At 68.6% G+C, this 12,679-nt stretch carries 8 protein-coding genes; 1 reads left to right on the top strand and 7 read right to left on the bottom strand.

Annotated elements, in window-relative coordinates:
• Positions 1–5 precede the first annotated feature (5 nt).
• The 7 genes from AC1DXJ_RS08350 to AC1DXJ_RS08320 all read right to left on the bottom strand — a co-directional run bounded on the left by AC1DXJ_RS08350 (position 6) and on the right by AC1DXJ_RS08320 (position 7,894).
• Entirely contained in the window at positions 6–422 is a 417-nt protein-coding gene (locus AC1DXJ_RS08350) for a hypothetical protein (RefSeq protein ID WP_477636804.1), read from the bottom strand.
• 110 nt (positions 423–532) lie between these two features.
• Positions 533–1,312, bottom strand: a complete 780-nt coding sequence (locus AC1DXJ_RS08345; RefSeq protein WP_477636803.1) for a hypothetical protein — start codon at positions 1,310–1,312, stop codon at positions 533–535.
• 196 nt (positions 1,313–1,508) lie between these two features.
• Positions 1,509–2,360 carry a helix-turn-helix domain-containing protein gene (locus AC1DXJ_RS08340; protein WP_477636802.1) on the bottom strand — a complete coding sequence of 284 codons (852 nt, stop codon included), beginning with the start codon at positions 2,358–2,360 and terminating at the stop codon, positions 1,509–1,511.
• Between the two features lie 356 nt (positions 2,361–2,716).
• Positions 2,717–2,842, bottom strand: a complete 126-nt coding sequence (locus tag AC1DXJ_RS08335) for a hypothetical protein (protein ID WP_477636801.1) — start codon at positions 2,840–2,842, stop codon at positions 2,717–2,719.
• A 199-nt stretch (positions 2,843–3,041) separates the two neighbouring features.
• Complete coding sequence (locus AC1DXJ_RS08330) at positions 3,042–4,454, bottom strand: recombinase family protein (RefSeq protein WP_477636879.1); 1,413 nt, start codon at positions 4,452–4,454, stop codon at positions 3,042–3,044.
• On the bottom strand, positions 4,384–5,571 hold the full coding sequence (locus AC1DXJ_RS08325) for a CpaF family protein (protein ID WP_477636800.1): 1,188 nt from the start codon (positions 5,569–5,571) through the stop codon (positions 4,384–4,386). Before AC1DXJ_RS08325 ends, AC1DXJ_RS08330 begins: the two co-directional genes overlap by 71 nt.
• 184 nt (positions 5,572–5,755) lie before the next feature.
• Entirely contained in the window at positions 5,756–7,894 is a 2,139-nt protein-coding gene (locus tag AC1DXJ_RS08320; RefSeq protein WP_477636799.1) for a hypothetical protein, read from the bottom strand.
• Between the two features lie 259 nt (positions 7,895–8,153).
• Here AC1DXJ_RS08320 and AC1DXJ_RS08315 point away from each other — a divergent pair, with 259 nt between their 5' ends.
• Complete coding sequence (locus AC1DXJ_RS08315) at positions 8,154–12,599, top strand: FtsK/SpoIIIE domain-containing protein (RefSeq protein ID WP_477636798.1); 4,446 nt, start codon at positions 8,154–8,156, stop codon at positions 12,597–12,599.
• The last annotated feature ends 80 nt before the right edge of the window (positions 12,600–12,679 follow it).

The raw sequence follows: 12,679 nt of genomic DNA, 5'->3' as shown, positions 1-12,679 counted from the left end.
GGTGTTCAGCGTGCGTTGGGATTAGGCAGGGACTGGTACTCGGGCAGGCACTTGGGATGGCCTGGGCGCATCATCTCTGGCACGGCCAGCGCTACACGCTCGGCTGCCTCGCCCAGGCCGTCGCTGAGCAAGCGCGCCACCAGGCTGCGCGCGATGCTCGGCCACTTGACCAGCTCGGCTCGGGCCGCCTCCGCTACGGCAAGGTCGAGGCGGTCCGGCTCGTGGGTGTCGGCTTCGCCGGCCACGCTGGCGGGAACGCAGTTCTCGTAGTGGCGGAAGAGTGCGTCCTTGGACAGCGGGTGCCCGGCCTCCCGAAGCTGCTGCGCGATGGTGCGCAGCGGGACGAGGTTGCGGCGCTGGCTGAGGATCCGAGCCCGCACTTCCGCCGGAAGCGAGCAGGCTCCGCAGGGTCGCCCTGGCATCACAGCTCCTTTCCTCGATCTCTCATGAGTGGTATCGGTCGTCGCCCTCATCAACCACGCCAACACCTCACTCATCGCACATGTAGGGCGGTAAGACCGCTTGTGCCCCCTCAGAGGTCGAGCCCGGCTGCGATCTCGGCGTTCCCCCATGGCTCGTAGTAGGCCGACTCCCGAGCCTGCGCCTCAACGCTCGCCAGGTGATCTCCAGCGTGGCGGGTATGGGCGGCGTCGGAGCGTTGACGCAGATTGCCTCTCGCCTTATGGCGGTAGTCAGACAGCGCGAGCTCCAGGTCCGTCGTCATGGCCAGGTCGAGCACATCGGTGACCGAGGGAACTGTGCCTGGCGGCGTGTCGGACAAGGGGAGCCGAATGCGACCGGAGGTCGACTTCAAACCGCGCTCGCCACGCTCCCACTCGATCACGTCAAGCCTGTGCAGGCGCTCCAGCGCCCGGGAGAGGGTGCGGGCGTCCCGCTCGATGCCGGACTGTTGGCAAATGGCGGTAGCGAGAAACCTTGTGGCGGCCAGCACAGGCGTCCCCTGCCAGACCGCGAGTGTGAAGACCGCCCGGTGCACGGCGACCACAGTGGGACTCAAGCCAATGAGTCGGCCAGATGCGAGATGGTGGGAGTAGAGGGCATGGACACGGTCCGCTTCGCCGCCCTCCCAGACGTGCGAATGCGCATCGGTGAGGATGTCCCTGATCGCGTCATCGTGCTTCGTGACTGGCAGGTGATAGAGCCACGCTCTGACAGCGCGACGGGCAACGTATGCAGCGACTAGGTCGGTGGCCTCGCCGAGATCAAGCAGGTGGACCAGCTTGGGATATCGCCGGACGTGAGCGTTCGCTTCGCTGAGAGCGGCGGCAAAGACCTCTGGGGATGCGCCCATGTGCATTCCTAACTTGTGGCTGGACTCCCCCGGGCCGGTTGGTGGTGGGCCCTAGGCGAGGCCCACCACCGATGCCTCCAGCCACGGAGGAACACCCCTACTACGGCGCCAGCCCGACTACGCCCCGACGGCCACTCTGCGCCGATCGAACGGCGCGCCCGTAACGGGCGCTCCTTCCGGACACCAATCGCGCCGCCTACAGATTGAGGAAGCTGACAGCCTCGTCTTCCCTGCCAGCGAGCGACAAGGGCTCATCACTGTCCGGAGCCGTGCGAGCAACCTCTGCTCTCAAAGTGGCCCAGATGTAGGTCTCGTGACATGTCAGCTCGTCGCCATCGCAGCCAGGAGGGCAAAGGCATAGCTGAGCCTCCTCGACTGCCCGGGTGACTGGCTCGGCGCGATGAAACTGAGCCCAGAATCCAGGCGTTAGAGCCTCACGCCCTTCGCGCATGACGGCCACCTCTGGGCACGACTCACCACCAGGGCAGGGCTGCGGGCAGAGGCAGCCAAGATGCTCCGGACACTCGTCCCAGTGGTAGCCGACACAGTTCCTGCGATTGTTGTTCTGCATGACGGCGTCAGCGATCCGCAGGTTGCCGGGCCAGTAGCCGCGCTCATTGTCGATGCGATCAATGGAGTCGCCTGGCCTGCGAGCACCCAGGCTCTCGATGTAATCGAAGAACGCGACCGGGTCGTCTTTCCATGGCGGGTACAGATCGATTCCACGCGCACCGTAGTCGGGGTCCTCAGGGTCGCCGGTGCGCCGCACTATCCCTCGCCATGTGTAGTACAGGGCATGGCTCGAAGCGGGCTTGCCATTGCCATTGCGGTCGACCCACCGGCGATACCTGGTGAACTGGTCCCGCGCCTGCCGTCGTCGCCGCTCTTCGGCCGTGCCATTGGCAGTGAGCCACTCCCGCAGGACTGACTCCCGATATCGGCGAGGACGAACGCCCTCCGATGGGAGATGAAGCGAACGGAGCTTCTTCAGTCCGATCCCGAGGAGTGCCGCGGCTTCCTCGACCCGCAGCAGGGGAATGTCCGTCACGTCGTGCGCCGCTGAGGAGGTCGGAAGGGGAGGACCACAGCGGGAGTCGACCTGAGGGCCACGTCTAGCTGCGTGAGCCGAGCTTGAGCTTCTTCCACGAGGGCCAACAGATCCTGCGTCGTGGCGTCGGACAAGCTCTCGTTTAGAAACTCACTCGCGTCCAGCTCGCAGACCCCGTCGAGGGCTACGGTTACAGCGTCGTTGAAGGTGTAGGTGTAGGCGGCCCACTCGGTCAGGTCGAGACCGTTGGTAGGGAAGTCAGAAATCTCCATCAACCCCGTACGGCCACAAGGTTGGTGTCGTACGCCTGTCGATGGCTCTATGGGCGAATTGTCACATTCTGAACCCGAGGATCGTTACGTCTGCGTGATCTCTCTCCCGGCAAGAGCGAGGCATCGCTCGATCTCGGCCCGCACATCGATCATGCGGATCGAGCCGTTGAGGACGACGAGGTCGTACTCGCGGGGTTCGGTAGCTGTCATTGCCAGAAGGCTGTCGAAGGTCAACCCCGAGCGTGCAAGCGCGCCGTCGTTAGTCGTCAATTCCATGCCGGAATATCGGATGTACTCGTCCCGCAATGCAGAAAGCCAACGGGAGGCCCTTCGGATTCCTCAGCCTGGTGCCCCCTGCATCTAGCAAGATCCACGCCAGAGCGCCCCGTACGCACCCCGGCGTGATGTTCTAGCCCACAAACCCCTGCTGGCCTCGCTCCCAGAGTCGCTCGACTTCGATGCGCTCAAGGGTGCGCCCCGGGTACACCGTGACGCGCAGGAGACTGCGCACGAGAGCTCTCTTATCCGCCAGGCTGAGCGCGTCGAATGACGCCTCCACTTCCCTCATGCGGTCGGCGGCTGCAGAGAAGCTAACCGTCTTCGTAGCGAACAAGCTTTCAGCCGAGCCTGCCAGCATCCTCGCATGGACCGATCGGCGGTGGCACTCGTCGCGCTCGGCGATGAGCTCCTCCTCTTCGTTGTGGAGGACGCTCAGCTTCTCCTTGATGACGCGCACTGAAGCCCCAGGCTCTCCAACGAGACTGGTCACCTCGACCTGCTCCAGGCGGAGTGCACGGAGACGCTTCTCGATGCGGCGCGCCTCCGCCACGTCGGGCGCGGCATTCGGCAGCCAAGAGGTCGGCGCGAGCAGGAATGCCGACACGATGGCCTCGCGGACAAGGACGTCGAGGTCGGCGGTCTTGACTGCCGTGTGTCGCCTGCTGTCCGTGATGGCCGTCCGAGCCTTGCGGGTACACCGGTAGATCTTGAACCGCCCCTTACGGTCGCTGCCGCTTGCCGAGCGCATAACGTCGCCGCAGACGCCGCAGCGGACCAAGCCAGCGCACAGCCAACGGGGCTCGCGGGAGTCGACTGTCGAGCGGGTGGGCGAGCTGAGGATGGCGCAGACCTCCTCCCAGGTCGCCCGATCAACCAGCGGGTCCCAAACCGCCTTCTGGTCCCAGAGGATCACCCCGTGCTCTTCCATGAGCCCAGCGTTGCGTGGGCGGCGGAGCACCTGTCGAACTGACTGGTTGCTCCATGTCCCTTTCCGGCTGGTCAGAATGCCTGTCTCGTTCCATCGCTTGACGATCCCGTAGACGCTGCCCCCATTGAGAATGTGCTCGCATGCCCACTGAACCTCCGCCGCCTCATCAGGCCGGTGCTCAATTCGGTCTAGCTCAAAGCCGAACGGCCTGACTCCCCACAGGGGCTTCCCGTCAGCTCGACGTTCTGCGAATCGAGCGCGGAGGCGCTCAATCTTCAGGGTCTGCTCCCTCTGGCCCATGTAGCCGCGGAAGTAGGACATGAGCTCATCGTCTGGATCCTTCGGGTCCGAAACCCCCTCATTGACGGTGTCCCAGATGATGCCCGCCTCCCGGCAGATCTCGGCCAGGTGCACCTTCTCCGCGGGACGTCGAGAGAGCCGATCCTCGAAAGTCGCCACGATGACGTCGAACCGCTGAGCCTCCGCATCGCGAAGCATCTGCAAATAGTCCGGTCGCGCACGCCCGGTGTAGGCGCTGATCCCGTCATCGACGTAGACGAGCTCGACGTCGTAGCCCTTGCGCTTGGCGTACCTCGTGCACTCGCGCTGTTGGATGTCGACCTTGTCGACTCGGCCATCCGTCTGCGATATACGGCAATAGATCGCCGCGCGGAGCCGCTTTCCCTGCGCGCGTTTCGTGTCCTTCTCCATGAGAACCACTACGCCTGAGGGGGTGTCCCCAACAACCGGATCGGCACTGTCGGGTCGATGCGTTACGCAGTCGAGACCTTGACGGCGTTCGGCAGGGCCCTTCGCATGTGTTGTGTGCATTGCCAACCACTAACTCAGGCAGACCGCTGTTGAGGGCGATGAGCAGGTCGAGGCTCTCGGCCTGACGCACCTCTCCGACGATGATCCGCGACGGACGCATGCGCAGCGCTTCCCTGACCAGTCGTCGCAGTGGAATCTCCCCGGTGCCCTCGAGGCTGGGCTGACGACACTGCATCGATGCCACGTCCCTGAGCGGGATCTTCAGCTCGAAGACCTCCTCGCACGTGACGACTCGTTCGCGTGGTGGGATGGCGGCACTCAGGCAGTTGAGCAGCGTCGTCTTGCCGGCTTGGGTCCCTCCCGCCACGAGGATGTTGAGCCCGGAGGCGACGGCGGCGCCCAGGAAACGCGCGGCGTGCGGCGTCAGGGTGCCGAGCCCGACCAGGTCGTCGAGGTGCGCTGCACGGACCACGAACTTGCGGATGTTGACCGACCAGTGCGCCCGGGTGATGTCCGGGATGACCACGTGGAGGCGTGACCCGTCCGGGAGGACGGCGTCGACGAACGGACTCGACAGGTCGACCCGCCGACCACTCGTCTTGAGCATCCTTTCGACGAGGTCGCGGACGGAGTCGGCCGTCAACATCGTGGTGGTCAGCTCGGAGACTCCTCCACGGGCGACGAACACCTTCGTGGGCTCGTTGATCCAGATCTCCTCGATCTCGGGGTCGTCGAAGTAGGGCTGCAGCGGACCGAACCCCGCCACCGCGTCCTTCACCGACTTCACCGCGTGCTCGAGGTCGGCCAGTGCCGGAAGGCTCCCGTGCAGCGAGCGCTCGTCGTAGTCGGCCACCGCGTCGCGCACGAGTCGGTCCAGCTCCCCCACGTCCCGGACAGGGTCAACCCCTGACCGGCGGATGAGCTCCCGAACTTCGGACTCAACGGTCATGACAGCGTCCATCTCATCCCCCCAGGACGTCCCAACCCCCCTGGTAGGCGAACCCCTCGTTTGCCTCCGGCTGCGGACGTCTGCGTCATACTAGCGGGTAACCTTCCAGCCCGCTCCTGCCCGTCCACAGGGCACGTGGCAACCGCCCGGACACTCCCCTCGGCCGGTCAGCCTCGTTCCCGAGGTCGAGCGAGTGTCACTCGACCAGTGGCTCGCGKCGGCGCCGCCGCGACCGGTCAGCCCAGAACCAGAGGATCCACGCCACTCCGCCGAGGACAGCCGTCGACAGTGCCGACAGCTCAACCGTCCAACCGGGCGGGTCCCATCGCAGGGTGATGGTGGAGCCTTTCGAACCGGGAGGCAGTGCCACCCGCAGGAGCATGCCGCTGACCGGCGCCACACGCTCGGCGCCCTCGGTGGAGTAGCCCGGCCAGGCGAGGCGGCTGAAGGTGACCGTTCCACGACCCGACCCCGAACTGGTCACTCGTAGTCTGACCACGCGATCGGACACGGACTCCCGGTCCACGACGACGCCCGCGGAGGTCGCCACCACACCCCCGGCCGAGGGGACGGCGTGGTTTCGCGTCCAGACAACGGTGTGGGTGGTCACCCCGGCCACCCTCCACCCCTGTGGTGGACGCATGAGGTCCTTCGTCGGAAAGGACGGGCGGTACAGGACCACGGAGCTGACCGAGAGGAGGTCAGCCCATGGCCGGCCCGTCGTGGGTTCGGTCGACATCAGCGCGCTCAGCGCCCTGGCGCACGTGCCACCGTTGACCGTTCGGCAGAACCTCTCGCTGAACCTGCGGAACCTGATGGTTGAGTACCCGTTCTGGACATCCCCGCGCCCCAGGTACCACGACGAACCGATGAGAAGTTCGTCAGCGATGGCCGGGTTGAGTTGGATCTGACCCCCCGCTTCTCCTAGGACCATGACGTCGCCACGGGCCGACGGGATCCGGCCGCCATACTGCGCCGGCGCCGCAGGCATGTGTCGATCGGCCGCGGGAGGAACCGGGTAGAGGGCGAACAGGACGACGAACAACGCCACCGTCCAGGCCAGGACAACGCCCGTTGTCGTGCGCGCCCCCCGATGGCCGAGTGACCAGGCCGTCATCCCCAGCGCCAAACCCAGAAGCACCACACCCAGCGCTGCCTGCTTGCCTTGGCCCGGGTCACGGGCCACCACGACGTAGGCGGCTCCGCACACCCACGCGAGCGACAGGATCAGGCGAGACCGCGAGACCCGCGTGGGGAGGCATCGAGAGGCAACCACGGCGAGCAGCACGACGAGGGGCACCATCAGGGCCGGCACGACGCGCATCGGCCACCGCAACGGCCCGACAGCGCTCGGACCGAGCACCCACAGGAGGAGGACCGCCGTCGCCACAGCTGCGCCAGCCAGGTCGCGCGACGAGCGCCGGAGCCGTCCGAGGTCAATCCACAGGACCGCTGGGAGGAGCCAGACGAGGTAGCTCCTCTTCCGCGTCGGCAACATCGACGAGAAGAGGCTTTGGAGGTCCACCGTGAACCCGCCCCGCCCTACCACCGCCCACGAGTCCCTCATCGTCACGGGCGAGGTCAGCAGGCCAGGCAGATACACCGCAACCGAGACCAACCCACTGAAGGTCAAGAGGCCGACGACCGTGAACAGCTCTGGTCGGGAGCGGGACAGCGCCGCGTCGACCAGACAGCCGAGCAAGATCACCGTCAGCCACATCGCGCAGTAGACGTAGCCGACGGCGGCAACCAGGTAGCACAGGATCAGCGCGCCCGCCGGGCTGCGCCCCGCCATCGCCCGCCGGATGAACCACCACGCCCAGGGCAGGAGTGCCGCCCCCATGTGACCGTTGACCCACGAGGGCCAGTCCTGGAACACCGACTGGCCGGAGAGCCCCACGACGAGTCCGGCCACGAGGGCGAAGGGCTCACGGGCGCCGTAGCTGGTGGCGACCAGGTACGTGCCGACGCCACCGAGAACGATGAGCCCGATCTTCAACACCGTGACGAACACGACGACGTCGGGCACGACCGTGGCCAACACGCCGATGAGGATCGTCAGGGGGCTGAACAGTCCCCACTGTCCTTCCGCGGCGTAGTTTCCGGCCTCCCAGGCCAAGGGTTCCATGAGGGGGAGATGGCCCTCGCGCACGGCTTCGCCCAAGTGGTACCACCAGCCCAGGTACGCGATCTGGGTATCGCCGCGGAAGAAGTATCGACCATTCCACAGCAGCGGCGTGGCGCCGACCACGGTCAGCAGGAACGCGAGAACGCACGGTCCCGGCGGAGGGCGCCCCACCCCCCGTGTCCACCGCGGGATGGCGACCGCCCGCACGCGGTCAGGCTAACAGGCGCGCCCGTCGTGATCGAGCAACGCCGCAGGTCAGAGGGGTGCAGGCAGGCGACCGAGCTCAGGCCATCCCCCGGCGTGAACACGTCGACAACGTCCCAGACCCCGGTCGGCAAACCCCTCGTCTGCCTCCGGTTGCGGACGTCCACGGAACACTAGGGGGTAACGTACCGGCTCGGTCCTTGTCGTCCACAGTGGTGGATAACCACATGGACCCCTTCCGCTCCCTGCCTACGGTCGTGGCATGCGACTACAGCTGACGGTCGTGCGCCGTTCCACAGGACGGGTCGCGCCGTCGCCCCGACCCGTCGAGGTCGAGGTCGAGGTCGAGGCTCCCGTGGGTGCCACCTCGTCCGACCTGGCCACCGCCTTGGGGGACCTCCTGGCCGACCACGCACCGCACCTCGTGGCCGACCAGACGCGCGACGAGCTGCGGGACCCGGTCATCTGGATCGGCGGGATCCCCGTCGCCGACGACGCCTTGCTGGGGCTGGGGCTGCTCGTCGACGGTGCGGCGATCGCCCTCGCCTCCAGGCGTCCGCTCGGGCCCCCTGCCCGCAGCTCCCCGCGCACCCCGGTCGCCCTGGCGATCGCCCATGGACCCGACGCCGGTCGGACGGTCGAGCTGGCACCGGGGTACTACACCGTGGGTCGCTCCGACGAGGCGACCATCGGTCTCGACGACCAGCGACTGTCTCGGCTGCACGCTGCTGTCCGGGTGACGGTCGACGACATCACCCTTGCCGACCTCGGGTCGACCAACGGCACCGACCTCGATGGTGCCCCTGTCGGCTCAGAACCCGTTCACCTGGTGGTCCGTACGACCGTCAAGGTCGGCGACACCGTGCTGGTCCTGCGTCCGGCGGCCGCGGTTCCGGCCGCGCTCAGTGCTCGACCTGACGGGACCCGCGCCGTCAACAGGCGGCCCCGGCTGCTCTCGCCCACTGCTTCCGTGTCGATCGCGCTACCGTCACCGCCGGAGGCGCCCGGCCGCGCCCGCGTGCCCTGGATCGCGATGCTGCTCCCGGTCCCGTTCGCAGCCGTCATGGCGGTCTTCTTCGGTCCGATGATGCTTGCGTTCGCGGTGATGAGCCCCCTCCTGATGGCGGGCACCGCCTTGAGCGACCGCCTCGGGAGCAAGCGGACGTATGCCGCGGAGCACGCGGCATACGAACGTCACCTTGCCAGCGCCGGACAGCGCGTGGCGGCGGCCTGCGCCGAGGAGTCGCGTTCACTCCGACGAGCGCTACCCGACCCCTCCGAGATCCTCGCGATCGCGACGTTGCCAGGCGCCCGTCTCTGGGAGCGACGTCGCGGAGACGCTGACGCACTCACGGTGAGCATCGGCCAGTGCACGACAGCAGCGACCGTGCGGGTCATCCGACCGCCCGGCGACCAGGGCGCGGAACATCCTGCGGTGCAACAGGTTCCGTGCGCCGTCTCGTTGGCCGGCATCGGGGTCCTGGGGGTCTGCGGTGAGCGCAGCGCTGTGATGGGCGTGCTGCGCGTCGTCCTCGGCCAGCTCGTCGCCCTGCACTCCCCCCTCGATCTCGACCTCGTCCTCGTCGCCGGGGCACTGCGAGCTGACCCGGCCTGGTCATGGATGAGTCGACTCCCCCACGTGCGCCAACCGGATGGCGAAACGAACCGGCAGTGGGTCAGCGGCCTGGACGACGACGGCACCGCCCGTGCCGCCGTCGTCCAGCTGGCCGAACGAGTCCGGGCGCGCCGCTCGGCTCCGGCCGTCGCTACCAGCCGGTGGTCCGGCTCTCGCACGGTGGTGGTCCTCGACGGAGCCTCTGCCCTGCGTGGCCTCCCCGACCTTGCCGAGGTGCTCGAGCACGGTCCGTCCGTCGGGATCTGCGTGGTCGCCCTCAACGAGGACCGCGCCGGGCTGCCGTCCGAGTCCGGGGCCGTTCTCGACCTGACCACCCCTGCCCGCGCCTCGTTGCACCTCCCGGGCGGTGCCGCCACCGACCTCGTCGTGGACCGGGCCGGCGCCTGGTGGGCCGACCGGCTCAGCCGGGGGCTCGCTCCGCTGCGGGACGCGACACCCGGAGGAAGGGACGAGTCGCTGCCGACAGCCCTCGGCCTTGCCCACCTGTTGGGCATCGCGCAGGACAGGGACGCACCCGACGACGCCCCGGCCGCGTTGGTCCGCAGCTGGGCACGGACACCACACCGCACGGCCGTGCCGATCGGCGTCACCGCCGAGGGCCCTTTCACCGTGGACCTTGCCGAAGACGGGCCGCACATTCTCCTGGCCGGCACCACCGGCGCCGGCAAGTCGGAGCTGCTGCGGACCCTGGTCGCCTCTCTCGCGCTCCACAACCGTCCCGAGCACCTCTCGTTCGTCCTCGTCGACTACAAGGGTGGCGCAGCCTTCCGCGAGTGCCAGGGCCTGCCCCACGTGGCCGGCGTGGTGACCGACCTCGATGACCATCTCGCTGACCGCACCCTCGCATCTCTCCTGGCCGAGCTCACGCGGCGTGAGCGGCTGCTCGCCGAGGCTGCGGTCACGGATTTCGTTGCGTACCAGTCCTCGTCGACCTCTGCAGCGTGCCCGCTTGCGCGACTTGTCATCGTCGTCGACGAGTTCAGGGCGCTGGCTGAAGAGCTCCCCCAGTTCGTCGACGGGGTCGTCCGCGTCGCCGCCCTGGGCAGGTCCCTCGGCGTCCACGTCATCCTCGCCACGCAACGACCGGCGGGGGTGGTGACGGCCGACATCAAGGCCAACGTCAACCTGCGCATCGCCCTGCGCGTCCGCGACCGCGCTGACTCCGACGACGTCATCGACGCTCCCGATGCCGCGGGACTCGATCGCGCCGTGCCGGGGCGTGGTTTCGCTCGGGCCGGAGGCGGATCCCTGGTGACCTTCCAGGCAGCCCACGCGGGCGGACGTTCCCGCCCGGCCGCGCCCAGCGGCATACGCGTCAGGGCGGTCGAGTGGGACCACGGGCCGGCACCGTGGCCTGTCGCGCCCGGCGACCAGGAGGCGGTGGGCTCGGACCTCGCGGACATCATCGAGGTCGTGGCGGAAGCTGTCGCGCAGATCGGCGCACGTGCGGCACCCAGTCCGTGGTTGCCTCCCCTGCCGAGACGGCTGGAGGCAGAGGACTTGTCTGCCAAAGGCGGGTACGTCATTCCCATCGGGCTCGCCGACCAGCCTGAGGCACAGCGACAGCTTCCGCTGGAGGTCGATCTCGCTGCGCCGGGTCACTGGGGCTTCGTCGGCACCGCGGGGAGCGGACGCAGCAGTGCGCTGTCGGCCGTCGCCCTCGGCGCCACCTCCGCGCTCGACCCCACTCGGCTGCACGTGTATGCCGTGAGCGGGGGTTCGCTGTCCCACCTCGAGGCGCTGCCCCACTGCGGCGCACACGTCGGGTGGGACGACCTGCCCAGGCTGGAGCGCCTGGTCGCCAGGCTGTCCCGCGACGTGGCCGACCGCCGGCAGCGACTCGCTGCGAGCGATCACGCCACGATGGCCGCCTGGTGGCAGGCGGGTGACCACCTCGCGCCTCCCGGGCTGCTGGTCGTCGTGGACGACTGGGACGTGCTGGCCCAGCGCACCGACGAGGTGGCGCACGGCACCGTGGTGGAGCGACTGTTGGGGCTGCTTCGGGAGGGAGCCGGGGTGGGACTCACCGCAGCGCTGGCGGGTGAGCGAGCCCTCCTGGTCGGACGCGCCGCCTCGGCCACGGCCCATCGGGTCCTGCTGAGGCTTGCCGACCCGGCCGACCTGTTGCTCGCGGGCCTCCCAGCGAGGGCCGTGCCCCGCTCGCAGCCGCCCGGCCGCGGCATCTTGTTGGACGGCACCGAGGTCCAGCTCGCCCTCGCGTCGCCGCGACTGAGCCCATCTGCGGTCGCCCCGGTAGCGGCGGTAGCGGCGGTCACGTCGGGTACGCCGGTCGCGGCGGGCGCGACCCACCCGAGGAAGACCCACACCCGCGGCAGGGGGCCATCGGCCTCGCTCGCGGACGCAGAGCGCCCGACCCGCCTGCCTTGGCGGGTCGACGCCCTCCCGGATCGGGTGGGCGCCGCGTCCCTGCCGAGACCTTCCGGGCACGACGACCTGGTGCCGATCGGTGTGGGTGGCGACGAGCTCGCTGCCCAGGGCCTGTCCCCCGACCGAGATGGCCGACGCTGGATCGTGGCCGGCAGCAACGGATCTGGTGTGTCGACAACGCTCGCCATGATCGCCACCGAGCTGCTGAGGCGGGGGCGACGTCTGGCCGTTGTCGCAACCCGACCGGGTCCCTGGGGAGCCGTTCGTTGCGACCCGCGGGTCACGTGGTGCGACGACCCGACCCAGCCCCAAGGCCTCGTGGCGCTGCGCCGGGACGTGCCGAACCTGGCCGTGCTGGTGGACAACGCCGACGAGCTGCTCGACTCCGCAGTCGAAGCCGCGCTCAGGCAGGTGGCCGCAGTGGTCGACCGCGACGACGGCCTCCTGGTGGCTGGCTGCGACGCGAGCACCCTCGCCGCGCAGTACCGCGGCCTCACCGTGGAGCTGGCCCGACACCGCACGGGGGTCCTGCTCGGACCGGAGACCTCGGCCGGGGCGGACGTGTTCGGTGTCCGGGTGCCGGTCGACCGCGCTGCCCTCCCTGGTCGGGGCTACCTCGTGCACGGCGGCGTCGCGACGGCCTTGCAGGTCGCGATGCCCGACCAAGCCCCCGACCAACCCTGACCAGCCCCCTACCAAGCCCCGACCAGCCATCTACGCGAAGCTCGCCGCGGCACGAGCCCGCCCTGCGCGCGGGGCGGGTC

It is taken from the genome of Pedococcus sp. P2_D9 (genome assembly GCF_056404275.1).
This window is presented reverse-complemented; position numbering and strand designations above follow the sequence as displayed.

What these genes read in the sequence shown, in the direction of transcription:
- AC1DXJ_RS08325 (WP_477636800.1), bottom strand. Translation starts at nt 5,571, where the DNA reads ATGGACGCTGTCATGACCGTTGAGTCCGAAGTTCGGGAGCTCATCCGC.
- AC1DXJ_RS08350 (WP_477636804.1), bottom strand. Translation starts at nt 422, where the DNA reads ATGCCAGGGCGACCCTGCGGAGCCTGCTCGCTTCCGGCGGAAGTGCGG.
- AC1DXJ_RS08345 (WP_477636803.1), bottom strand. Translation starts at nt 1,312, where the DNA reads ATGGGCGCATCCCCAGAGGTCTTTGCCGCCGCTCTCAGCGAAGCGAAC.
- AC1DXJ_RS08335 (WP_477636801.1), bottom strand. Translation starts at nt 2,842, where the DNA reads ATGACAGCTACCGAACCCCGCGAGTACGACCTCGTCGTCCTCAACGGC.
- AC1DXJ_RS08315 (WP_477636798.1), top strand. Translation starts at nt 8,154, where the DNA reads ATGCGACTACAGCTGACGGTCGTGCGCCGTTCCACAGGACGGGTCGCG.